Source organism: Gordonia mangrovi (genome assembly GCF_024734075.1).
GTDB lineage: Bacteria > Actinomycetota > Actinomycetes > Mycobacteriales > Mycobacteriaceae > Gordonia > Gordonia mangrovi.
In genome coordinates this window covers 1,099,885-1,123,834 of record NZ_CP102850.1, presented here as the reverse complement: position 1 = coordinate 1,123,834, position 23,950 = coordinate 1,099,885, and the positions used below count along the sequence as shown (strand labels likewise).

The window sequence follows — 23,950 nt, the reverse complement described above, 5'->3', positions numbered from 1 at the left end:
TCTACTTTCGGACTGCTCCGCCACAGGCGGCTTCGTCGACGTCTGCGTCCTCGGGCGCGGGTCCGTCGTCGAGGTGGGGGTCGAAGATGCTGGGCGGCTTGCTCGTTGGTGATGCCTCGTGTGCGACGACGGCAGTGCGGCAACCGACATCATGGCCCCCTGCCAGACGTGAACCGGTTACCGATCAATGTATCGACGGCCTCTGGCAAGTTGAGCGTTCCGCGGAACGCTCAAGGGCCGGTTGTGGAGGGTTGGTGAAGCCGGCCCTTGGCCGCTGAGGTCGAACTCGACAGCGACCCGGACACCTACAGTTGAATCACCCTTGTCGATCTTGATTCAGGAGGTGTGGGCGATGCGAGACGAGGAGATGGCACACGCGATCACGCGGGCGATGGCGGCAGCGGGGCTGAGTCAGCGAGATCTCGCGCAGGTCACTGACATCTCCCAATCCACGCTGTGTCGGATCATGACGGGCAAGCGAACGGTGAAGATGAACGAGCTCGTGGCCATTGCCCACGCCACGGGCTGTACCGTCGGCGAGCTCGCCAACTCATCCGCGCTGGCTGACCGGGTGCAGTACGCGGCGCGCTCCACCAATGGTGCGACGATGCAGGAGATGCGCGAGCGGCTGCTGCACTTTCTGGAACTCGACGCCTATCTTGACGACCAGGGCATCACCACGCCGACCGTATGAGGGTTGAAGCGCAGGCACGTGCCGCGGCAGCCGCCTTTCGCGCTGATCATCATCTGGGTGCCCAACCGCTTGGCGATGTCATCACCGTCATCGAGCAAACGACCGGAATCGATGTGGCAGTGCTCGACGTCGGACCCGACGAACACGGCCTCGCCATGCGCGACCCGGACCGTCACACTGTGATGATCGCGGTCGCCAAGACCCGCTCGCCCCTGCGTCAACGCAGCGCATTGGCGCACGAATTGGCACACGTGGTGTTCGAGGATTGGACCGACGCGCCGGAGAGCAAGTCGCCGTCGAGTCCCGTGGAGCAGCGTGCCCGCGCGTTCGCCCGCCACCTACTGGTGCCCATCGAGTCCATCGCCGACACCGTGGAGGGTGGCTCGTCGGCAGGCCTCGCCGACTTGTCCCGCGTAGTGCAGCTGTTCGGTGTATCCCCCGCGATCGCAGCGATCGTCATGGGCGATGCCGGTGTCATCCATGCCGACACCGTTGAGCGGTGGAAAGTGCTGACCACTCCTCAAGTCGCGGCCCGGTTCGGGTGGCTCGATCACTACGAGACGCTGCAACAGCAGTCCGATCGGCCACGTGCACCTCAGAAACTTGTCAGCCGGCTCATCGCCGGATATGTCGACAACGTGGTGTCCGCCCAAACCATTGCGACCGTCCTCGGGCAGCGCGTCGCCGCGGTGATCGCCAACCTCGAGCAGCAAGGTATCGCCGCCAAACCACTCACCGTCGAGTGGGGCGATTCAGATGACCTTCCCGCCATGGATCACGCGAGCTCAAGAGAGCCCCGCCGGACCAGTCGGGGGTCGGTCCGGCGGGGCGCGCCCGGGAGGCTTTCGTCCGGTCCCGATCGGGAGAGAAGGGGCCGGCTTGAAAGCCTGGCCCTCAGCGATAGTTGACTATCGATTCGCTCGTGCGGCCGATGCGGAGCTTCGCAACTCCTCCGTGAGCGTTCCGCGGAACGCTCGACATCTCAGATCGCATCCCACGGCCAGGGTCCGTCTGGCTGAGCTCGGGCCCGCTCCAGGTGGTCAACTGTCTTTGCGGTCACGAGCCGCGCCGATTCTCTACTCAGGCGCCTTTTCGTCGTATCCGACGCCGAAGACTGTGTTTTCACACTCGGGAACCCTATTTCTCAAGCCGGCTGTGAACGCGATCCCTGCGTCCGCGTTGGCTGCGCGCTTGAGTTCTGCAATATCCGCCGAGATCCGTGGGTAGGTTTCCAACCAAAGTTCGACGACTCCAGGAGACTCCATGTCCGCGCATACCGGGCCGATGATTTGTTCATCCAATGAGCCCGCGCTCGTCTCTGTATTTGGTAATACGTGAATAACGTAGTCGGAACTTCCGGTACTCGGTTCATAGCGAATGAGGCTGAAGAGTTCGGCAACCGACATTCCCGCCATGTCCGACGTCCGGATTCCACCACGTTTCATGGCGTCGGACGGCGTGTTGTCATGAACGTTCGACGCGGCTGGCTCTGAAGAACTGCGAACAACTAGAAGCCATCCGGCAACCAGTAGACCTGCAGTAAGAAAGATGCACACCGCGATCACGACAATCCGGGAAGATGTCCTGGGCGTCCCGCTCTCGGCGGGGTCGTCGCCCCCATCGGAGGAAGGTAACATTCTTTGTATTCTCATTCTCTCGCCACCACCCTCAATCCCGTTGGCACGTAGTAGTAGAAGGTCTTTGTCCATACGACCTTCTTTTCTTGCGTGCTGTACTTCTGCATCACGTATGAGTACTGTGCGTATTCTGTATAGGCATCGGCCGCGTGATTTGGGCCAAGCGCGTCAGCTGAAACCTGAACGTCGGTTCCGTTCGAAATCATATCCTCAACCGACCGGCCCGTCGTTTTCGTAACGCTGCTCTCGACGCCAGCGTTGACAGCTTCTAGATCGAATCCAGCCGCTCCCGACACTTCTTCCGAAGTCTCAACACTGTTCGCGACCGATTTCGACCGATCATACTTGAAGGTGCAAGTGTTCTGGCTGCCCGGAGGGAGGGTGCATGAACTCACCGGGCCGTGCTCAGGGAAGTAGGTCTGCCGCTCATAGCGAGTACTGATGATGTTGTAGTCGAAATCTGGATAGCATTTACCGCCGCCCGTGCCCGGTACGCCGAAGCCGAAGTTGTTGCGATGGTGTCCTTCTGGACATCCGTCTAGGCGCGCCTTCTGCGGCTTGAGCAGCAGATTATTGGGTTCCCTTGCACTTTGCACTTCAGGTCGCGGATGCGCGGGATTCGACGTCGGGGACGCCGAGGGGCCGACTTCGCCGCTGCGAGGCGGCTCCACGCCAGAAGAAGCTGCATCCCCCGGCGGCAAACTCACTCCACTGGCCTGAGATTCCCGCTGTCGCACGCTGCTTGGAACCGCCGACCGAGGTGAATCAGGCGCCTCGACGATCGGCGATTGCCCGGGGGTGGTGGTTGGGATATCGGTGGGTGCCTGGGCTCCCACGCCAGGGCCGGTGCCGGTTGTGGCACCTGTGGTCTCGCCGACGCCGGGTGCGGTCACCGACGGCGGCGCGGTGGTGTTCGTGGTGGTGCCCGGGTCGTGGCACACATACGGCACCGGCGGATGCGGCGCCTGCGAGGCCGGCTGCCCGTTGGCCACCGCCCACGACTGTGCCCACGCGCTGTTGTAGGCCGCGGTCTCCCGCGCGCACCGCTCGGCCGGTGTCTCCGCGTCAGCATCGTTCCTGGACAACAGCACCGGTACCATCGCCGCGACGGTCACGATCATCACCGCAACGGTCAGCAACACAGAACGTGCCAGCGCCCACCTCCGCCGATCGACGGCCCGACCCATTCTGTCCTCGTGGCTCGGCATCGTGCTCACAGCCACGTCCTTGCCGAATGGATGTTGACGGTGTCATCAGCAGTCGAGGTGGAAACCGAGAACCGGAAGATCAACCGCACCGTCGTCGGACCCGCACACCCGTCAACCCCGACACGCACCCGCTTCGCTCGTATCGAGGCCCGATTCATGACCAGTTCCTTCTTGCCCAGCGAGATCTCGGTGACTAGTCCGGGCACGATCTTCGCTGAGATCGACGGCGACACCGCTGCCGAACCACCCACCGTCACGCCAGGAACACCGCTGATCGTCACATTCGCGTTCGGTCCGAACGAGGACCCAAACCCGAATGTCGCCCCATCAGACACATCGATCTGGCAGCCTACGGCCAGGAATTGTTCAAGCACGCCGACATTCACCGGCTGAGTCGGGGTGCGCCCGGGTGCCGGGGTGATCAACGCTCCCACCCGCGCCGAGATCCATCCCTCCCGGGAGGCGAAACTGTTGGCGATGTTGCTCATCGGGTTGACCACCAACTCCGATCCCCGCAACTCCAGCTTCCACCCGTCATCGGTGACCGACGAGTCATACGTGGAGGCGAGTGGTGTGGGAGAGGCACTCGCGGGGGCCTCCGGGGCGGCGATACCGAGGATCGCGGCGGCAGCCGCCGCCACTATTCCCACTTTCGGGGTACGACGAATCATCAACTCCCCCTTGAACCCGGACATCTCAACTGGCCGCCGGTGCGCAAAGGGGCTGATAGTGAAGCGGGCCCCCCGACCGCCGCTGGTGTGCCACTATGGCACAAGAAGTACAGTATCGGCAACCATATAATTACTTTGGCACAGTGGCGGTCGAAGTCCGACCGTGACGACTGAGGTCAGACTTGGGCCCGTCTGGCCAGCCCGGAAGTGGAAAGTAGCGCGGCCAAGTCACCGCTGTCCGCATCTGACCGGAACCTTGGCGGCTGACCATGTTCTGTGCCTCTTCGGTGAATCCGTTCCAACGACCACTGCCAACTGGGGTAGCCCACTACGCGTGTTCCGCCGCCAATACCGGACGACGCTGGTAGCAGCCGGAACGGTGACCACGTCGTCGACGCCGTCGGACCCGTCATCGCCCCGGTCGCTGTCCGTACTGTCGCGACCCGAACGGAGCACTCCCATGAACGACGACACCACCCCCGTACCACCGGTCCGCCGAAAGTTGAAGCTGCGGCGCGAGACCCTCGACCATCTGCGCGACGACCTGTTCAACTTGCAGGACGTGAGTTTGTGGACCTGCGCGGGTGATCGGATTCCCACCATCGGTTCGGACCCCGCACTCGTGGAGATCGATGACGTCCACATCCAGGTACACATCGATGTCTACGACGGCTCACACGACCGCGAGTGATCTGCCGGCAGCGGTCGCCGTGCCGCGCCACCACGCCGCCGACTTGCGGGTGCGGGCGTGGCACAGCGAACCGCGGGTCATCGTCGACGCCGGCGCGCGCTGGCCGGCCCTGCGACGATGGACACCCGACTACCTCACCCGGGTGGCAGGCGACCGTGACGTCCGCGTGCGTGAGGCCACCGGACCGCCGACCAATCTGTTCCAAAGACCCTGCGACAGTGGCTGGATCGCGTTCGCCGACTACCTGAACTGGGTCCTCGACATCGACACCGAGGTGGCCGGTCGCTACCTCGGCGACCACACCGACCTCGCCCACGCCATCCGACTCATCGGCGACCTCGAGCTGACAACGTCCTACTACCTCAACGGCCAACTCGCCGCGGTATCCCCGCAACTGGCCGACGATGTGCGCATACCCGACTGGCTGGCGACCCCGATCCGGTCGGTGAACCTGTGGTGCGGCGTGATCGGCACGTCGTGTGGCCTGCACTGCGATCTGGTGCCCAACTGCAATGCGCAAGTCGTCGGCCACAAACACTTCTCGCTTTATCCGCCCGATCAGACGCGGCTGCTGTACCGGATCGGTGGCCGCACACACTGCCGCTTCGATCCCAGCGCACCCGACTTCGCCGCCTTCCCCCGCGCCCGACGGGCCACCCGCTGGGAGTGCACGTTGGCTCCCGGTGAGGCCCTCTACATCCCTCCCGGCTGGTATCACCAGGTCACCGTGGTGTCCGGGTGGTCGGTCAATGTGAACGTCTTCTGGGAGCGGTCGTGGCCGCACGGGCTGCTGGCACCGGCGCTGTGGCCACACCTGCTGCGGCTGGCGACAGCACAAGCACGACAACGACTCTCCCGATGACCGACTTCTTCGTGCTGCGCACCCCACTGCTGCCGGTACACGCCCTGACCGCACTGGAGTCCGACGATGGACCACCCGATGCGGACACGGTCGCCCGTGACCGTGACCGGACGCGGCAGTTCCTGCGGCAGTTGTTCTGCCGTGCCGACGTCGCCGAGGCGCTGCGTCTGGCGTCGCCGTCGTTGGCGCGCGCCTTCGACGGCTGGCTCGAGACCCCGACCGAAAGCGTCGACGTCTCGCTGCTGTCCTACGCCTCCCGCATGACCACGCGGTCGACACCGTTCGGGCTGTTCGCCGGCTGGTCACTCGGCGACGTGTCCGCCACCACCGAACTTCGGCTGGCGCCGGCCGACTGCTACCGCCGCCGCACCAGTCTGGACTGCGGCTACCTCGAGGAGCTGGGTGCCGCGGTGGCGGCCCACCCGGCTGTTGCGCCGACACTGACGGTGGTCCCGAACCCGTCGCTCTACCGAGCCGGCGGGCGGTGGCGGTATCTGCAGGCCCACGGCGGGGCCATCGACCTCGTCGCGCTCACCCCCGACGACACTCTGGATGCAGTACTGGCCTGGGCGCATGACGGTGCATGCCGTGGCGCGCTGGGCGCGCGACTCCACGAGCTCGATGGCACCATCGATCCGGACGAGGCCGCCGAGTACATCGCCACCCTGATCGAGCAGCAGGTGCTGGTGGGGCCGCTGACCCGACACGTCACCGGTCCCGACCCGGTGTACACGGTGCTCGACACCCTGGCCGACGCGGCCGCCCCCGACGACCTGACCGCATCGATACGTCTGGCGCACAACGCAGTACGACGACTCGACACACTTCCGCCTGGTCAGGGACTCCGCGACATCGGAACAGTCCGCGCCGCGCTCGCATCGGTGGCGCCCACCCTATCGACGCCGTCGGTGCGGTGCGACCTGGTCAAGCCCGCCGACGCCCGCCTCAGCACTGGTGTCGTCGCGGCTATCCGCGACGGTGTGGACCTGCTGGAACGGATCGGTGACCCGGCCCCGCGCGATCCGTTGTGCCCCTTCGTATCGGCCTTCACCCGTCGATACGGCGACCGTGCGGTACCGCTTGGCGAAGCGCTCGACCCCGAGTGCGGAATCGGATTCCCCGAGACGTCGACGACCCGACAGGTGTCCGCGGGCGCCGACCCACTGCTGGACGGCATCCGGTTTCCGGCGGCCGCCGATTCCCGCGCCACCACGTTCGGTCCGCGAGGCCGGCTGCTGGCCCGATGGCTTTACGCTGCAGCCCGCGACGGCAAGCGCGAGATCATCCTTGGTGAAGCAGAGTGTGCCGCGTTGCAAGCGGCGACACCGGACGGGCGTGGGGGGCCGGCGTCGTGCAGCGCGCTGGTCACCGTGCTGGCCGCCGATGCCGCGGCGATCGATCGCGGCGACTATCGCCTGTGCCTGTCCGGTGTCGAAGGGCCCTCGGGGACAGAACTGTTGGGCCGCTTCTGTCGCGACGGCGATGAACTGACCGAGCGGGTTCGTGAGCATCTGCGGCGAGAAGAAGCCCGACAACCGGACGTCGTGTTCGCCGAGATCGTCCACCTACCCGAGCCGCGCATGGGCAATGTGGTGGCCCGACCCGTGTTGCGTGACTACGAGATTCCGTTCGTGGGACGTTCCGGTGCGCCGCTGGACCGGCAGATCACACTCGCCGATCTGCGGGTGTCGGTCCGGGCGGGACACATCGAACTGCGCTCGGAGCGGCTGGGCCGCACAGTGATTCCGCGACTGAGCACCGCGCACAACAGTCACGGACCGGGCAACATCGCGCTCTACCGCTTCCTGTGCGCGGTGCAGCACCAGGACGCCACGCCGTGGCTGACCTTCACGTTCGGTGCGCTCGACGACGCGCCGTTCCTGCCGCGCGTGTCGAGCGGACGCTACATCCTGTCGCGGGCCCGCTGGAACCTCACCGACCGCGACCTGCGCGCCGTCCGCGACAACCTTGGCGTCGCGCGGGTGGCCGCGATGCACGAGCTGCGCCGCGCCTGTGATCTGCCGCGCTGGGTCGCGGTCGGGGACGGCGCTGACCGGACGATCACTGCGGACCTGGCCAATCCTGTCTTCGCCGACGTGGTCGCCGGCCTCGCCCGCAAACACCGACAGCTGACGATGGTTGAGACCTTCCTCGACGAGTCCGAGACGCCGGTCGTCGGTCCGGACGGACGCTATCTCCACGAGATCGTCGTTCCCCTGCATCGCACCGTCGACCCCGCACCGAGCGACGCGGCGCCCAGGCCCGCGATGGTGCCGAAGTCGTTTCCGCGCAAAATGTTCCCCGGCTCCGACTGGCTGTACGTCAAGGTGTACACCGGTCCCGCGACCGCAGACATCGTGCTGCGCGACGCGATACGACCTGTGGTGGCCGACCAACTGCGCCGCGGCGTGATCGACCAGTGGTTCTTTGTCCGGTACGGCGACCCGGAGTGGCACGTGCGGTTGCGCGTACACGGTGCCGGCGCCCGATTGCTCGGCGACGCACTGCCGGCGTTGGCCGCCGCCTGCAACGAGCACGCAGACGTGGTGTGGCGGGTGCAGGTCGACACCTACGAGCGGGAGGTGGAGCGCTATGGCGGCGCTGCCGGGATGCTCCTCGCCGAACAGGCCTTCTTCGCCGACAGCACTGCCTCGATGAAGATCCTGGCGACCGAGAGCAGCGGCGGCGTCCCGCGGTGGCACCTCGCCATCGTCGGCGCGGACCGGCTCCTCGCCGACCTGGGCCTGACGATGCAGAACCGGCACGCGATCATCGCCGCCGCACATGCCCGGCTCGCCACCCGGCTGGGCCTCGACACAGCACTGCGCAAGCAGCTCGGGGCCCGCTACCGCCGGGAGCGCGCGGTACTGGAGCATCTTCTCGACGATGCTGCCCAGCCGGCTTTCGAGCAACGTGGCCGCGAGCTGACGGTGGTTCGCACCCACCTCGACGACGCCGTCGGACCGGCGAACGTGGCCGATTGGGTGGGCAGCCTGGTGCACATGCACCTCAACCGGATGATGCGGATGCCCACGGCACGCCAGGAGTTCGTCATCTACGACATGTTGATCCGCTGGTATCGGTCGAGGTTGGCGCGGTGCAGATAGATTCGATCCGGCGGGGTTCGCTCTGCCTGAATGTGATCAGCTCAGTGACCCGAGGCAAGCGAGCGCGTGACGGGCTTTCGCGTAGTCACAACCCCAGATCGGCTCGGACCGCGTACATGAGGTCCGCGAAAGCAGCATCAACTTCCTCGCGCGAAGACACATACGAATCCGCATTCTCCTCGTACTTTGTGCCTAGTTGCCAGAGTCGGACAGAAAAGGCCTCAACCGCATTGGAGAGCTCTGCTGAACCGAAGACCTGCAGGTCTTCATGGTCTTCATCGAATCTATCGCCTTTTTCCGAGACCGCGCGAACTCGGTCGTGGCAGCCGGTACGGTCGTCGAGAACGACACACCATGAGAGATCCCAAGCCTCTTGACGAATGCGTATGGCATCTCCCGCGAGGGCCTGGTACCGCTCGGTGAGCTCGTTGCGGCGGAAGTCCTCAACTGCCCGCTCGTCGTCAGCTTGAACGACAAAAAACGACGTGGCTGAAGCGATGCCTCCTCCAATTAGAGCTGCTGCCAAGGCGAGAACTACCTCGCGCATCCACTTGTTCCGGGAGCTTGAGCGGGATGGGTCGTCGTGGACAGCCTCGAGATTCCCAGAAGCCGGTTGGGGATCGGTCATCGAATGAAATATAGCCTGCAGCAAATCCAACTGCGCATCGCCCATCGTAGGTCGTCGGCATGGGTCGCAGACTAGCGCGAGAAAATGGACAGGCTCAGTGGCCTGCCGATTGCCCGCCGACCCCAGCCTTCCGCCCCTGCCAATTCGTCGCCTTCAGCCCATACCGCATCCGCACGACCATCCACCCGACAGTCCCCGCGACAAGCGCGACACCCAACCCGACGAGCGTCAACAGATTGCTGACACCGAGCATCTTCAACCCGGCGGCGAGCAGCACCAGTGCCAGTGCGCGTCGCACCAGTCCGGCCGACGCCCGCGACGAAATGCGGGCACCGATGTAGGCGCCCGGAATGCTGCCGACCAGCAGCGGCAGCACCACACTCCAGTCGACGTCACCGAACAGCAGGTGACCCGCGGCGGCGGCGATGACCAGGGGGACTGCTTGGGCGAGGTCGGTGCCGACCAGCCAGTTGGCTGACAGCAGTGGGTACAGGGTCATCAGGGCGATGATGACCAACGAGCCTGAGCCGACCGACGTCAGGCCCACGACGAGTCCACCGATGATGCCGACCAGTAGGGTGGGTAGCACGCGGACGGCGATGTCGCCGCCGGCGGCGGTACTGGCGCCGGCGAGTCCACCGGTCATGTTGTGCCGCAGGGTGAGGTAGGCGCGGCCGACAAGTCCGGCCGCCGCGATCAGCAGCACGACGCCGAGCGCGGTTTTGACGAAGGCGCTGACCCCGGCCAAGGGGCCGATCCAGGCGATGACCAGCGCTCCGCAGAACGCTGCCGGCGCCGACCCGATGACCAGCCATTTCACGATCGCCCAGTGGATGGTGCCGTTGCGCATGTGCACCACGGTGCCGACGGGTTTGGTGGCGGCGCTGACCACGAGGTCGCTGGAGACGGCGGTCAGTGGGGGAACGTTGAAGAACAGCACCAGCGCCGGGGTCATCAATGCGCCGCCGCCCAAACCGGTCAGCCCGATGACGATGCCGATGCCGAGGGCGGCGATGGCCATCTCGTAGTTCATCCGGGTGGTACCTCGCTGTCCAATCCGTCGGACCGAGGATAGGCCAGAGCCCGGGATACTCCCCAGGCGGCTCACGACGCCGATGCCGTCGAACCGAGTCAACCGACGAACTTGATTCGGTCGAATCCGAGCTGCATGGCTGCCGCAGCCGTTGGCTAAGCGTGTACCAGCACACCGAAGACGGGCAGTCGTCGTGTCGCACCCGGGTGGAGACCGCAGATATGCGGGCGGAGCGTCTTCAGTCGGCCGATCGAGATGCGTACGACGGTCTTCGTGATTGTCGCGTATGTAGCTTCGGAAGCTAGTCGGCAATTCGCCTCTTCCGCTCAATCAGCGAGAAAATGATTGTGCATCGGTCATTCGACGAAATGCGTGCTGCGTTTTCGAATCGACCATCCGGTGAAAATCCGACTCGTCGCATACTCTGAGATCGCGTCTTTCTCGGCCGTGTTCAAGGAGATCTGTGGACAGCTCACGTCGGATCGGTGTCGTCGAAGACCACGCGGTCACGGTCGCCGGCATTCGCGCACTGCTCGAGCCGTATCCGGAGCTGGCCATCATCGCTGCCGCACCGAGCGTGGCCGAGTTGCTGGCCGAGACCACGGATCTCGACCTGGTGATCCTGGATCTGCGACTGCCCGACGGTTCGTCGCCGGCCGCCAACGTCGCCGATCTCGGCGCTGCCGGTATCGACAACGTCCTGGTGTTCACCTCCGGTGAGGAGCCGTATCTGGTCAGAACTGCGGCCAAGGCCGGGGTGCTGGGAGTGGTGCGCAAGTCTGAGCACGATGCGGTGGTGATCGCCGCGATCCGTCGGGCAGCCGACGGTGGCGTGGTCGGCACGATGGACTGGGCGATGGCCATCGACGGCGACGCCGACTTCGCCGATGTCGCGCTGAGTCCTCGGCAGCGCGAAGTCCTCAGCCTGTACGCGTCCGGGGAGTCGGCGCAGCGGGTGGCGACGCTGTCGGGACTGTCGCCGGACACGGTCAACGACTACCTGACCCGCATCCGGCAGAAGTACGCCGCCTCGGGTCGGCCGGCCCCCACCAAAACCGACCTGTATCAGCGCGCATTGGAGGACGGATGGCTACCCTTTCCCCGTCGTCGGCGAAACCGCTGACCCGCACCGAAGAGCAAAGCGCAGCAACACGAATCGAGCGCCTGTTCTCGATCTTCGTCGGTGCCGGTTACTTTGCCTATCTGGCGATCCTGGCACCACAGATCGTCGCGCAGTTCGCCATCACCGCGACGTGGTGGAATCTCACCGCGCCGGCCGCCATCTTCATCCCGCCCGCGTTCCTGCTAACCGCCGCCGTCCTGCGCAAACGGGTAATGGCCCGCAGAGCCGCGCGGACCTGCGCGATCGTGTTCCCGGTCGTCGCGCTCTGCTGGCTGCCGGCATGGAACGGCGGCACCGTCGCCGATCAGGTGTGGTTCTCCATCATCCCGGGCCTGGCCGCACTGGCCGCGGCCATCACCCTGCCGCCGCGGTGGACGCTGACGTTGATGACGGCGGCGATCGTGCCGGCGCAGGTGGCCAACGCCATCGGCCGACCCGACGACTATCCGGCCAACCTCACCGCCAACTTCTTGTTCGCCTTCGCGTTCATCCTGCCGTACGCGTGCGCCGCATTGATGGCGATGCGCACCGGGAGGCTGCTCGACGAAACGCGCGCCGACGCCTACGCGGGTGCCGCTGCGGCCGCCGAGGCCGATGCCCGACGCAGCCAACGCGGTCACGTCGACGGCCTGATGCACGACTGGGTCATCTCGACACTTCTCGCCGCCGCCAAGCAGGGGAACACCGACTCGGTTCGACGGCAGGCGACCATCACCCTGGACAAGCTGAACTCGCCACCCGAGGAGGTCACCACACTGTCGGCCGGTGCTATCCGCACGCGACTGCGCAGCGCCATCCTGGCGGTGGACGTCAGCCAAAAGGTCAACACCCGCATCGACGACGACGCGGACTCGCTGCGTGCTCCCGTCGACGTTGTCGACGTCTTGGAGTCCGCGACCGCCGAGGCGTTGCGCAACAGCATCATCCACGCCGGCGATGACGCCGACCGTGCGGTGGCACTGCACATCGCCGCCGACGCCATCAGCATCACCGTGGTCGACGACGGCTGTGGCTTCGACCCCACCGGTATCCCACCGCATCGTCTCGGTCTCGCGGTGAGCATCCTGGCGCGGGTGCGGTCACTGCCCGGCGGGTCGGCGGAGGTGGAGTCGGCGCCGGATGCCGGCACCCGCGTCGACCTGCGATGGGAGAACCCGCAGTGAGTGTGCTCGATTTCCGGCTGAACCGGGAGACCGGTGACGTCCGGTCGCTGCTGGGGATGAACACCCGCGTCGCCTGGGCGATCGCGGCGTTCTTCCTGGCGGCCGAGGCGACCCTGTTCGCGACGTCGGCGGGTGACCTGGCTGCCGTCTGGCCGGGCGTGACTTTGCTCGCGCTGCTGGCGATGGGGGCGGTGGCCATCCTCGCGGTCCGCCAGGATCCGCTGCCCGCGCCGTTCGCGGCGGCTGTGGTCATCACGACGACGCCCGCGGCGTACGCCTGCTTCCACGTCCTTCCGGTGCCGAACAGCTCGCCGGATCAGCTGTGGATGTTCGGTGCGATCACCATGCTGTGCACCTGGCTCTGTGTGCGCGGACGCGTCGGGACGGCTTGGCTGACGATGGCCGGTCTCATCGCCGCGTCCATCCTGTGGACGGTCACCACCGACCGCGGGGCGCTCGAGGGTTTCGCTGCCAGTGTGGTGAACCTGGGGCCGCTGCTGATGTCGACGTTGTTCGCCGCCACCATCCGGCCCGCCGCCCGCGACATCTATGAACTCCGCCGGCGTGCCGTGGAGCAGTCTGCGACCCGCGCAGCAGCAGTCGCCGCCGTGGCCGAACGTGACCAGCGTCTGCGCGCACTCAATGCCGAGGTGACTCCGTTGCTGCAGCGGATCGCCGATGATGCGCCGCTCACCGCTGCCGAACGCGAGCGGTGCCGCACCCTGGAAGCCCAGATCCGGGATTCCTTGCGAGCGCCGATACTGGCCGGCACCCCGACGGTCGCGGCGGCCGCGTCACGGGCCCGCGCCCGCGGTGTCGAGGTGATCATGGTCGACGGACACGCTCTCGACGACGCCGACGACTCCGTGCGTACCTCGGTACTGTCGCGTATCGCCGACGAATTGGACTGTGCCACCCAGGGTTCTGCGGTGATCCGCATCCTGCCGCCGGGTCGCGCGCTGTGCGCCACGGTAGTGGTCGACGGACCGCGCGCTGTGCTGCGGGTCGAGTTCATGGCTGATGGGACCGCACGCGACGAGACATCTGCCGCTGTGTGACGTGTCAGGCGGCTTGTCGTGTTCCCTCATGGATGGCGCTGGTCGACAACGACTTCTGCGTCAAACTGGATTGTCGCTGTTGCTGCCGTCAGCAGGTGATCGACCGCTGCTGGATCGATCGCGGTCAGTACCGGCATCTCGGTCAGGGTCACCCGGGGCGTCGTCCAGTAGCGCTGGTCGATGTCATCGCCGGGCGCGAGGATGATCAGTCCGGCCGCGCCGGCGTCGCTTGCGGCGGAGTATTTCTCCTCTACCGAGCATGTGCCGTGGGTGGTGACGGCGATCCATCCGGTGAGGTCGGCGCCGACACTGCATCCGTCCCCGATCATCCGTATCGGCATGTCGACGATGTCGGCTCTGCTCGAAAAGGGAAGGGGCCATAGCGTGATCGGACGGCTATCAATCTGCGCGATGACAGCGGAGGACCAGTACCGATAGCTGGTCACAGGCCTCAATGCGGAGGGCGTGGGGTGGGTACCGGGCGGGATGGTCGGAGGTGGGTTGCGCAGAATCTCCGGCGGAGCGAGAAATGCGACGTAGCGGCCGCCGGAAGTGTCGTGGTCGCGTAAACCCCGCAACGCCGACAGCCTCGGCGGCAGCTGCCACGTTGCGTCGGTGGGTAGGCGGCGCCAGTGAATGGCATCGGAACGTCGTGATGACACAAGGGGATACGCGGCGGGTTCGATGACGTCGAACGCCAGGATGTCGTCGCCCAGATGGTCGGGTTCGCCGTCGTACTGGCCGTCGTAGTCGCCGAGCCGAATGTCTCTGGCGAGACCGCGGAGCGGCGCGGCGACGCCCCAACGAGATCGAAAGACCACGAACAACGTGGTGCCCTCAGTCCAGCAGGCGAACAGGTCCACGTCGTCGGCTGAGTGGCTCCCCGGCGAGGTCACAAGGTGCGCAATGGTTTCCGCGGCACCACGGGCGACGACCACCCAATCCGAGTCCTTCACAACGCGATCCCCCTGTTATGCGATCGCTGCGGCCCTACCGGATGTGCTGGGCGGTTTACGCGGGTGATCGTAACGCGCGGACGTCGCGGCCTCGCGGGGCCCCGCCGAGGGGTGGGGACCTGTCGGCCATCACCAGCGGCGCCGAGCACCCACGCCTTGTGGTTGAAAACGGTGGGGTGGAGGTCCGCGTCGGACCTCGCCTGTCAGAACCGGCGAATTTGCTATTGCAAATCTGATCGTCCCATGGCAGGCTCCAAGCCGCCGGTTCACGTTGGTGAATCGGTCTGATCGCGGTGTCGGGGGACGCTTGCCTGTTCGGTCTGGGTGCGTTCCGCGGTCATCGCCGGGTGTCCACGCTGTGATGCGTGGTGGGAGGCGGTTTCGGATGGCTCGTCGGCTGGGAGGTGCTGGACCTCGACGCGTCGGAGTTGGCTGTCAACGCGATTCGAATATTGCTGATAGTGCATCATCGCGCGAGGGATGGGTGTCATCGAAGGTCAACGCCGACGTTGCTGGGACTACCCCCGGCTCGTCAAGCCCGGAACGAAATTCTGCACGCGGGTGAAGAAGTCCGCAACGGCGCAGAAATGGAGTGAGTGGGCGTGCATGGACATCAAGAAATGAGGATGGCAGCAAGAGGGCTACTCATCGTTTTCCAGTATGTCTCAGCATTTCTCGCGCTCCTGTTCGCTTTCGCATTCGTCTTCGCCCTCGTCACATTCGGCGCGGTTATCTGGTGGCAACCACTCTCCTTCGTGCTGTTCGGCGCACTGGCGTACGGAAGTCGTCAGCTGGGGAAACGCTTTGCGGTGCAGCCCGATCTGTCGACACGTCGAGTTGAGTAGGCCGATCTGACGGAGAGCTCGGTACCTCACAAACGAGTGTTCACGAACCAGGGCTGCTCGAGGTCGAGCTGGCCGAGGACATGGGAATTGCGCAAGCCTGCTCGGGCAGCGATCGAGCCTGCTCAGGCCGCCCAGCGCCGGGGCGAGAGCCGCGGCCGGCCGCAGTATCGACCACCTCGGCTCATAGGTCTGTACCTGGGCTGATATGCGCGGTATCTTGTGATTGGAGGTGTGATTGATGGGTGCTGTTGATTATCGTCAACCTGTTGATGTGGCCGCTGAACAGCGCACACACCGCGAGGTGCTGCAACTGAGCGACGCCGATCTGGCGGCGCGGGTGCGAGTCGGCCTCGGAGCCAAACTCGCAGCGTACCTGGGCAATGTGAAGGAAACCCGAGCGGTGCGGCAGTGGGCTGCGGGCGAACGCGCGATCCGCGACCGAGCGGTTGTGCAGCGCTACCGCGTCGCCCTGGAGGTGTTGGGCATCCTGCGGTCGCAGGTCAGTCCGGAGGTGGCCCAGGCGTGGTTTCAGGGCCTCAACCCGGTGCTCGACGATCAGGCGCCGCTGATGGTGCTGCGGTCCTCGGCCGGTGACGATGACGCGGCACGTGACGTGCTGGGCGCTGCGCGGGCATTCGTGGCGCTGTAGGTAGATTCATCGGCCGTGACCGACGATCGCTGGCATGGCCGTGCCCTTCAGGACGAGCCGGCGGTTCGGATCAGCTACGTCAAGGCCGGGCCGCTGGCCTGGCCGGAATGGCCCTACATCGGGTCCGGACGCTGGGACGACCCGAACGGCCGGTTCCTCGAGGTCGGGCATCCGACGACGTTGGCGTCGCTACATCGTGAGTTCGGCGGATATGCGGTCTCGTGTGGTCTTGCCGAGGGAGTGGACCTGTCGGCGATCACCAGCGCCGCCCGCGAATTCACCCAACACTTGTCGGGAGCGTTGTATCGGGAATTACGCTTCTCCAGCTACCCCCGAGACCTCGACGGCATCGAGTATCCCTCCCGGCATGGCATCGGGTCGCGACTGTGGGCACTCTACGAACGTCCAGACCGCAAACTTCGCGACCGAGCACGACTGGAGACAGCAGGCGTGTGCCTCGACAGCGACCCCGACCTGATCATGGCCATGGACCTTCACCATTTGCGATGGGCGACACCGTAGAAGGCGGCCGCTGCCGGTTGATGTTGATCGAGGACATCGGACCCGAGGACTCACATGGCATCGATCGGATCTGACCAACGCCAGACACAAAGCGCCCCGCCAGACCAGTCGGGGGTCGGTCTGACGGGGCGCCGGGGTGGCTTCCCGACCGGTCCCGGTCGGGGGAGTGGGACCGGAGGGAAAGCCTCAGATTCAACGATAGTTGTCCGGTCAGCTATTCCCCGTCGCCATCCTCCCGCGCGCGCCGCTTGTCCGCGTGCAGGGCCTTGATGCGGCGTTCTTCGCGCCACACCGCCGAACGCAGTGCGCTCACATCTCCATCGCCCACACCGTGAGCAGCAGTCCTGACTCGATGCCGTCGTCATAGCTGATGCTGAGCTGGTAATCACCCGTCGTGGACAGGTACACCTGCTTGCTGCGTTCGAGGTTCGGCCTGCGTACCTCCTCGTAGAACGGGCCGTCGTTCTCACTGATCATCGTCCGCTCGAGCTCTTCGCTGACGCTGGAACGTTGCAGGAGCGCCGTGCGTGTCTGCGGTGATGCGGTACGCACCACCAGCCGCGCCGACGAATCCGGGAAACTCGCGTGGTGCTCGCAGGAGACCACCTGTTCGGTGTCGGACAGCCGTAACCCCATGTCCGCGGCGTTGGGGACCACCGAGTCGCACGGGTAGCGGTGCGCCAGTCGCGGTACGGCGATCGCTGCCGCGACGAGTCCGACGATGACGACTGCGCAGCCGAGCCAGATCCGCAGCATCCGACGGCGCCGGCTCTGCGATGTCGACTCCCCGGTCCCTGAGGAGCGAGGCGCTAGCCGAGTGTCACGAAGGGCCCTTCGTGACGACCCTCCGCAGGCTCCTGATCGGGCAACCCGGATTCCCTTCGGCAGCGTCCCGGCCGGTTCACAGAATCACACCTCGGGCTCGGCGTCCGCTTCCTCCCGCGCCCGCCGCTTGTCCGCGTGCAGCGACTTAATGCGTCGTTCTTCACGCCGCACCTCGAGCTGCGTCGCGCGTTCGGCCGCCAGCCAGTCCGGCATCTCGGCGAGCAGCTCCTCGATCTGCGCGGTGGTGAGCGCTTCGGTGATGCCGCCGCGGACCAGGCCGGAGTTGGAGATGCCGAGTTTGGCGGCGACCAGATTCTTCGGATGCGGGCCCTCGGCGCGCAGCGTGCGCAGCCATTCCGGTGGGTCGGCCTGCAGCTCGGCGAGTTCGGCTCGGGTGATGGGGTGCTCGCGGAACTCGGCCGGGGTCGCCGGCAGGTACACGTCCAGCTTCTTGGCGGCGGTGGCCGGCTTCATCGACTGTGAGCTCATCGGCCGAGGATATCGCGCGGTAGCCTCTGGTCGTGACCACACCCGACGCGACCACCAGCGACGACGCCCCGGTGTTTCGGCTGGCGTTCGTGCCGGGGGCCATGCCGGGCAAGTGGGTGCGGATCTGGGAGCAACGACGACCCGATGTGCCGCTGGAGCTCGTCGCCCTCGATGTCGCGGACTGTGCCGAGGCCGTCGGGCAGGGGCGCGTGCAGATGGCGATCACCCGCCTGCCCGAGGCGCTGGGGCACGGTGACGCGGGCGCCCATCACAGCATCGACCTCTATGAGGAGACCACCGTCGTGGTGGTGCCCAAAGACCACGTGCTGACCGCGGGCGATGAGATGACGCTGGCCGATCTCGCCGACGAACAGGTGCTTTGGCCACTCGACGAACCGTTGACGGTGACTCAGCGCCCGGGTTCAGCAGTGAGCCATCGACCCGAGACCACCGGTGACGCCATCGAACTCGTCGCCGCCGGGATCGGGGTGCTGCTGGTGCCGCAGTCGTTGGCGCGGCTGCATCACCGCAAGGATCTGGTGCACCGCCCGGTGACTGACGCCCCGACCTCGACGGTGGGGCTGCTGTGGCCGCAACCGACCACCGAACTCGCCGACGAGTTCATCGGCATCGTGCGTGGTCGGAAGGCGACGTCGTCGCGGGGCCGTTCCGAGGAGGCGCCCAAACGGTCGGCCCGGGAGAAGGCGGCGGCCAAGCGGGCGGCACGCGAAGCGGCCGGGAAGATCCCCGGCAAGGGTGCTCGACGAGGTTCGGGACGTCCTAATCGTCGGTAACCGGCTCTTCCGTACCCGCGGTTCGCCGTCGACGATGCCGAAGAAATCTCGAATCTACTGGGGCCTTTACCTCTAGCTGAAGTCATTCGGCGCACCCGGCGCCGGCGATGAGGATACGGCTGGTTCCGCCGAAGTCATGCAGCGCCATGAGGCTGCCTGCGAACAACTCCGAGTGCCATCGATGTCCGGGGACGTCGCGGCCCAGTTGTAGCCGTCGAGTCCGAGATGGTCGACGTGGGCGTCCCCGTGGCAGGTCGCGTTGAACCCGACGTGCCGAGCGTGAGAACGACGGTCGCTTAGACGAACTTGAGGGTGGTGGCCCCCGCCGCGAGGATGTCGGAGCGCATCCGGGTCCCGGTGGCGCGGTAGTTGGCGGCGGTGTTGCTGTTGATGCCGATCGACCACGGTCTCCAGGTGCCGATCATCTCTTGCGTGAAGCGCAGCAGCACTGGCTTGTTCCACGACGCCAGCTCGGTGCCCCAGCGAGAGAGGTCGGCTTCGAAGCCGCCGGCCGCGATACGGTTCAGGTCAGGGCGTATCGCGGTTGGTTGATGCCGAGGCCTGCCCCGGCCAGCTTCGAGGTTCAGTAGTCCTTAGTAGGGGAGTGGCGCCCGTGGTCGGTGATCGCCGTCATCGCGTCGAGGTCGGAATGGGGACCGAGTCGCCGATGGCGGCGAAGCGGTGCAGATACCTGGGTGCGCGTCGGCCAGCGTCGCGAGTTGCTCGATAGGGGAGCGAATCGAACCAGGGGCGGGCGTGACACTCGGGATGAGTGCTCCCCAGGACCGTTCGGTGCCGGCGATGGGCGCTGGATCTGCCGACGTGCACGCGGGGAGGGCAAGCGACGGGCTGGCCGACATCATGCGGAAGACGTCGCGTCGAGAGTAGCGGGATACCTTCGTCGCTGGTCTCCGAGTGGGACGAGCTGGATTGGTTCCGGAATACTTCAGTCCAGCGCCGCAAGTAGTCGGAAAATCTGAGGTTACTCGCCAACCGGTCCTCGGGATACCGCCTCATGGCTTGCCGTCACGACTGGAGATGGCAGGCGGTGACATCCAGAATTCGCTGATGCTCGTCGTCCAAACCTTCGAGATCCTCAAGGCTTTGGTAGATGAGGCGCGCGTTCGCAAGAACAGTCGGGTCCCCTGAAACCGCACCGGCCAACGTCTGGGCGAGCATCCGGCCCAGGTGGTCCTCCACCTGTGTATCCGATCTTCCGGAGCACATCGTGAACAGCTCATCAGCCCAGCGACAGTGTGACATGATATCGCCGATATCGATCTCCGCCGTGAGTCCCGCCAGCGAATCGGCTTCTTCGAGTATGCCTATAAGCTCTTCACGGACGTTCTCGAGGCGTTCGCGCAGAATTTCGTATGCTGTGGCTTCACCGTCGGCGAATTCGTAGCCGGCTTGTTGGAGCGCGACCGCCCTACGCCCGAGTGCCAACGACAACTCGTACTCGCCGTCGGCTGCACCCACGTCGACTGCCGCGGTCAACAATGCGACTTCGGCGACCGCGCGGCTGTCGTCGTCGATGACAGTTCCGAGGTGGTCGCCGTCGAGCAATTCGAGCATGCGTTCCACAATCGTCGTGACCGAGCCATCCAGTCGAGAGAAGGCCCATCCGAACACGGCTCGCGCGGCAATGCCGATGAAATCACTCGGGTCCACCTTGTCGTCGTCGATGGCGAGTTCTGCAAGGCGCAATGCCGACTCCGCCGAGCTACCCGCTTGTTCGGCAGTATCGAGTAGCGACAATCTCTCAGTCAATAGTGCCATCAATTCGGCGCGCACGATTCTCATGGTGGGATTCAGTGCCAAGCCAACTTCGAGACGCCACCGCGCTCTGTCGATCTCCGAGAGCGCACGCACGAGGTCACCTGGGGACGGATTCCCGCCCTCCGCGACTTGGAGCCCGACCGCGACTTCAGTACGTACACGAGCGCACAGGGCCATCAACACGCCGTAGATCGCAGCTCCACCGGTTGTATCGAAGGCCTGTTCCGCCCGTGAGAGGTCGTCTTCAAGCGGAGGTAAGGTCGCGGTGATTCCTAGGAGCATCACCGCACGGTTCGCAACGGATTCGAGGATTCGGAGGTACTCGCCGGCGTCATCGTCGGGAGGCAATTGTTCGAGATGGTCGCGTGCGCTTTCCAGACGAAAACCAATTTGTTGAAAGTCCTCGAACGTCGGGTCTGTTCGGTCGAAAACAGTTAACGCGAACTGGGTGACCATGGTCAACTGAACCTCGATGAACATTCGACGCTCGAAGTCGTTGACTGGATCTAAGTATGGCCCCTGTGACAGTTGAGCATGCCCGTCGACGAGCGCTCGGATAAACGGCTCCCAGTGTCCGAAAACACCACCAATGCCGCTTGCACCAGGCAACGTGCTGAGTTGAGCCAGTACGTCGGCGGCAGACGCACCGGTCCGGGAAGCGGCGGAAGCAGGCATTTGTTCTAACGCTTCTTTGATCTCTACAGCCGCTTGTGACGCCTGGGCCAGGTCCATCCTGGTGACAGCGGACACCAGGAAGGACGTCAAGGTCAGTTTCTCATCGGGCGGCAGCGGCAGCTCAAGGACCGAGCGCACGGCAGCCGCGTCCGAGGTAGCAACGGCGAAAACTGCCCCGAACAACGCGACCGACGAGACCGCGGATAGCTGTGGGTCGTGGAGAGCGTGTGCGAGAAACGGAATGTCGTCTGCGATCCACAATTGGAGGAGGAGTTCGTCGATGCGCAGGGGATCATCCAGCGGTAGCGTCAGCAGGTGAGCGATGAAGGTGCGGCGGTAGTCGAGGACAACCGCCTCCGGATCTCCACCGACCTCCAAAATGCTATCGGCGAGAATACCCCTCCATGCCTGCTCCGTGGAATCAGAGACAAACGCCATTCGCCCGCTGTCTCGGACGTCGATAAGTCCGTCGAACAAGTCCTGGGTTACCGACAACATGGTTGGGGTAATCGCACTGACGCCATATCCGCTTTCGTCCCGTCGGAACTTGCTTCCCTCCCCAAAGATCGACAGGACGTCAAATTCCCTTACGCCCGAAGACGACACCGTGAGCAGAATTAGGGCGGGTGTCACAGACGGGTCAGCGAACTCCAGCAGCCGGAACAGGTAGTCAGAGCTTAGATCCTCCAGGTCTGCGGGAAGCTGTTCGATGGTTCTGGAAAGCATCGCTCGCAGCCGGACCTGAGGGTCCGCCGACGAGTCCTCGTTTCGAAGTGAATGATAATCATGTCGTGACAATGTCAAGAGCAATTGCGTGGCAATGCTGAGCCACCGCGCATTCGCCGACTTGTGAGCAAGTCGGCGGATCAACAGTTCGGGCAATGAGCGGTGATGCCGCGCAATGGCTCCGCTGACCATCAGGCGCGCGTCTTCGGGGGACAGCGGGTTGAGTTCGAACACTGTGGTCAGTGGTCTGGTTCGAACGATGTGCGCTGCAGGTGAACCGTTGTTGGCCGAGACGACGAAGTAGGCTCCCTGCACCATCTCTGTGGACATCCAGGCCAGCGAGTACGATTCGCTGTCGGTGCTAGCCATCTTATCGAGGCCGTCGACGATGATCGTCGGCTCGCTGCCGAGCCGAGGCGGGCCCAAACACTCGATCCAGGAAGGCAGCACATCACCGAGACGCAGGCCATCGGGATCGTGCTGACTGGCGACGCGCTCGGCCAGGTCGGGATCGAGCTGCGCCAGCAAGACAAGCAGACAAACAGCGAGGCGTGTCGATCTCGGGGTGATCCCAACGCGACAGTACGCACGATCCGAACGATCGTGAATCGCACGGTGTGGAACGGTACTGAGGTTCCCATCGCAGGCAATCTTGGCCAGCAGTGCAGACTTTCCCGCTCCCGGGTCGGCGAGCACGGCGACCATGGAGTCGGCAAAGCGCATGCGCAAGCGACTGAACTCGTTGACCTCGTCGCCCAGCCGCCATGCCCTTCCAAACGGATCGGGCCTGCCGCGGTGGTCTTCAAGGGCCTCGAGCACGTCTGCACGGCCCCGGAAGTTGTCTGCCTCCTCCTCCATGCGTCCACGATGGAGCCCGACTTCCTCGGCGATCCAACTCTGCTTTTCGGCGACTTCGCCAAGAACCTGGCGGGCCAGCGCCAGGAGTGCATGCTGCAGGTACTCGGTGAAGGTCTCGCCGAAGTCCTGCTGCCCGGCTTCGCTGAATGCATGGTACCGGTGTACGGTGCACCCCGCGTCGTGGAGGTGACGACGCAACTCCGAAATTTGCGGTTTGTCAGCGGCACGCGCGTGTCCGCCAGGCACCTCGCAATGCCGGGACAAGAATATCGGTGACAATCGTTCGAGGGATGAGGCATTGGCTGCTGCCGCCATCATTTCGAGGGCAGTGACGGATAAAGGAAACCCCGGAGCTTGGACGCCCGCACGCGCCAGAATCTCTCGCGCGTCGACCTGATTCGGAAGGTACCCGTACGAATCGCCGATCAGTCCGACGAATAGCGGTAAACAGCGTCGCAGTTCGTCGACGCATCGTTGCAGGATTACTCTTTCGCGCAGCCGTTGATCTGTGCTCTCGTCGGTCTCGATGCCCCACCGAAAGTCGAGCGCGTAGAGAGCGGCCGATCGCCCCTTTGCGCGAAGCAGCCGATTGACGTTGGGAATCACCAGGGAGTTGATCACGTCGCGCTCGTGGTCCATGTCTCGGAACGTTGATGCGATGAAGACCGGGATGCGTTGCCAGGCTGACGCCCTCGTCCGCGTTGGCGTACCAGTCACAATGCAACCTCATTCATGTCGCCCGCATGCTCCTAAAACCCCGATTCGATCAATCCCAGGTCTGCAGCCCGATAGTCACATTCAAGTGGATCTCTCCCCGATCGGTGAGTTGTTCGGCGACAAACGAGATGAGAATCGTGCGTCTGACCGACGCTAAACGCGTCTCTGTGGCGCATGTCGGCGCGATCCAGATCGAGACGCTCGCGCGCGATCCTTACAGAGTAGACATCGGTGGGTGAT

Annotated in this window: 22 protein-coding genes; 12 read left to right on the top strand and 10 right to left on the bottom strand. The window is 64.9% G+C overall.

The window, feature by feature from the left end:
• Positions 1-352: 352 nt before the first annotated feature.
• Positions 353-694 (top strand): helix-turn-helix domain-containing protein, encoded by a 342-nt coding sequence (locus NWF22_RS05165; RefSeq protein WP_160900326.1) that lies wholly within the window; start codon positions 353-355, stop codon positions 692-694.
• On the top strand, positions 691-1,602 hold the full coding sequence (locus NWF22_RS05160) for an ImmA/IrrE family metallo-endopeptidase (protein WP_160900327.1): 912 nt from the start codon (positions 691-693) through the stop codon (positions 1,600-1,602). Before NWF22_RS05165 ends, NWF22_RS05160 begins: the two co-directional genes overlap by 4 nt.
• A 168-nt stretch (positions 1,603-1,770) precedes the next feature.
• Here NWF22_RS05160 and NWF22_RS05155 read toward each other — a convergent pair whose 3' ends face one another.
• From NWF22_RS05155 to NWF22_RS05145, 3 genes are read right to left on the bottom strand one after another with little or no spacing between them, the layout of a single operon-like run.
• The gene (locus NWF22_RS05155; RefSeq protein ID WP_160900328.1) at positions 1,771-2,331 is read right to left on the bottom strand and encodes a hypothetical protein; all 561 of its coding nucleotides are present in this window, start codon (positions 2,329-2,331) and stop codon (positions 1,771-1,773) included.
• An 11-nt stretch (positions 2,332-2,342) separates the two neighbouring features.
• Positions 2,343-3,548 carry a DUF1772 domain-containing protein gene (locus NWF22_RS05150; protein ID WP_160900329.1) on the bottom strand — a complete coding sequence of 402 codons (1,206 nt, stop codon included), beginning with the start codon at positions 3,546-3,548 and terminating at the stop codon, positions 2,343-2,345.
• Complete coding sequence (locus NWF22_RS05145) at positions 3,545-4,210, bottom strand: MspA family porin (RefSeq protein ID WP_160900330.1); 666 nt, start codon at positions 4,208-4,210, stop codon at positions 3,545-3,547. Before NWF22_RS05145 ends, NWF22_RS05150 begins: the two co-directional genes overlap by 4 nt.
• A 460-nt stretch (positions 4,211-4,670) precedes the next feature.
• Between NWF22_RS05145 and NWF22_RS05140 the strand changes: the two genes are divergently transcribed.
• From NWF22_RS05140 to NWF22_RS05130, 3 genes are read left to right on the top strand one after another with little or no spacing between them, the layout of a single operon-like run.
• Positions 4,671-4,901, top strand: a complete 231-nt coding sequence (locus NWF22_RS05140; RefSeq protein ID WP_160900331.1) for a hypothetical protein — start codon at positions 4,671-4,673, stop codon at positions 4,899-4,901.
• On the top strand, positions 4,870-5,763 hold the full coding sequence (locus NWF22_RS05135; protein ID WP_160900332.1) for a cupin-like domain-containing protein: 894 nt from the start codon (positions 4,870-4,872) through the stop codon (positions 5,761-5,763). Before NWF22_RS05140 ends, NWF22_RS05135 begins: the two co-directional genes overlap by 32 nt.
• On the top strand, positions 5,760-8,870 hold the full coding sequence (locus NWF22_RS05130; protein WP_160900333.1) for a lantibiotic dehydratase: 3,111 nt from the start codon (positions 5,760-5,762) through the stop codon (positions 8,868-8,870). Before NWF22_RS05135 ends, NWF22_RS05130 begins: the two co-directional genes overlap by 4 nt.
• 85 nt (positions 8,871-8,955) lie before the next feature.
• Here the strand turns inward: NWF22_RS05130 and NWF22_RS05125 are convergent, their stop codons facing one another.
• Both NWF22_RS05125 and NWF22_RS05120 read right to left on the bottom strand, forming a co-directional pair.
• Entirely contained in the window at positions 8,956-9,498 is a 543-nt protein-coding gene (locus tag NWF22_RS05125; RefSeq protein ID WP_160900334.1) for a hypothetical protein, read from the bottom strand.
• 94 nt (positions 9,499-9,592) lie between these two features.
• On the bottom strand, positions 9,593-10,531 hold the full coding sequence (locus NWF22_RS05120; protein ID WP_202398155.1) for a sulfite exporter TauE/SafE family protein: 939 nt from the start codon (positions 10,529-10,531) through the stop codon (positions 9,593-9,595).
• A gap of 463 nt (positions 10,532-10,994) precedes the next feature.
• Here NWF22_RS05120 and NWF22_RS05115 point away from each other — a divergent pair, with 463 nt between their 5' ends.
• Genes NWF22_RS05115 through NWF22_RS05105 form a run of 3 tightly spaced genes read left to right on the top strand, consistent with a single transcriptional unit; the run spans position 10,995 to position 13,875 of the window.
• Positions 10,995-11,654, top strand: a complete 660-nt coding sequence (locus NWF22_RS05115) for a response regulator transcription factor (protein WP_160900335.1) — start codon at positions 10,995-10,997, stop codon at positions 11,652-11,654.
• Entirely contained in the window at positions 11,618-12,817 is a 1,200-nt protein-coding gene (locus NWF22_RS05110; RefSeq protein WP_160900336.1) for a sensor histidine kinase, read from the top strand. Before NWF22_RS05115 ends, NWF22_RS05110 begins: the two co-directional genes overlap by 37 nt.
• Positions 12,814-13,875, top strand: coding sequence for a DUF8320 family protein (locus tag NWF22_RS05105; protein WP_160900337.1), 1,062 nt, complete (start codon positions 12,814-12,816; stop codon positions 13,873-13,875). The genes NWF22_RS05110 and NWF22_RS05105 overlap by 4 nt, the downstream gene beginning before the upstream one ends.
• Before the next feature lie 26 nt (positions 13,876-13,901).
• Here NWF22_RS05105 and NWF22_RS05100 read toward each other — a convergent pair whose 3' ends face one another.
• Positions 13,902-14,831 (bottom strand): PA domain-containing protein, encoded by a 930-nt coding sequence (locus NWF22_RS05100; protein ID WP_160900338.1) that lies wholly within the window; start codon positions 14,829-14,831, stop codon positions 13,902-13,904.
• Positions 14,832-15,457: 626 nt separating this feature from the next.
• Between NWF22_RS05100 and NWF22_RS05095 the strand changes: the two genes are divergently transcribed.
• From NWF22_RS05095 to NWF22_RS05085, 3 genes are all read left to right on the top strand, one after another.
• A complete protein-coding gene (locus tag NWF22_RS05095; protein WP_160900339.1) occupies positions 15,458-15,676 on the top strand; it encodes a hypothetical protein in 219 nt (72 codons plus the stop codon).
• A 271-nt stretch (positions 15,677-15,947) separates the two neighbouring features.
• A complete protein-coding gene (locus NWF22_RS05090; protein WP_160900340.1) occupies positions 15,948-16,325 on the top strand; it encodes a hypothetical protein in 378 nt (125 codons plus the stop codon).
• Between the two features lie 15 nt (positions 16,326-16,340).
• Positions 16,341-16,847, top strand: a complete 507-nt coding sequence (locus tag NWF22_RS05085; protein WP_160900341.1) for a hypothetical protein — start codon at positions 16,341-16,343, stop codon at positions 16,845-16,847.
• Positions 16,848-17,156: 309 nt separating this feature from the next.
• Here NWF22_RS05085 and NWF22_RS05080 read toward each other — a convergent pair whose 3' ends face one another.
• Both NWF22_RS05080 and NWF22_RS05075 read right to left on the bottom strand, forming a co-directional pair.
• On the bottom strand, positions 17,157-17,603 hold the full coding sequence (locus NWF22_RS05080) for a hypothetical protein (RefSeq protein WP_160900342.1): 447 nt from the start codon (positions 17,601-17,603) through the stop codon (positions 17,157-17,159).
• 153 nt (positions 17,604-17,756) lie between these two features.
• Complete coding sequence (locus NWF22_RS05075; RefSeq protein WP_160901362.1) at positions 17,757-18,146, bottom strand: DUF5997 family protein; 390 nt, start codon at positions 18,144-18,146, stop codon at positions 17,757-17,759.
• Between the two features lie 41 nt (positions 18,147-18,187).
• Here NWF22_RS05075 and NWF22_RS05070 point away from each other — a divergent pair, with 41 nt between their 5' ends.
• On the top strand, positions 18,188-18,955 hold the full coding sequence (locus tag NWF22_RS05070; RefSeq protein WP_202398283.1) for a LysR family substrate-binding domain-containing protein: 768 nt from the start codon (positions 18,188-18,190) through the stop codon (positions 18,953-18,955).
• Positions 18,956-19,251: 296 nt separating this feature from the next.
• On the opposite strand, the gene NWF22_RS05065 is transcribed toward NWF22_RS05070, so the two are convergent.
• Together NWF22_RS05065 and NWF22_RS05060 are read right to left on the bottom strand one after the other, a co-directional pair.
• Positions 19,252-19,404, bottom strand: a complete 153-nt coding sequence (locus NWF22_RS05065) for a hypothetical protein (protein WP_202398156.1) — start codon at positions 19,402-19,404, stop codon at positions 19,252-19,254.
• Between the two features lie 577 nt (positions 19,405-19,981).
• A complete protein-coding gene (locus NWF22_RS05060) occupies positions 19,982-23,632 on the bottom strand; it encodes a DUF4062 domain-containing protein (RefSeq protein ID WP_160900344.1) in 3,651 nt (1,216 codons plus the stop codon).
• Between the last annotated feature and the right edge of the window lie 318 nt (positions 23,633-23,950).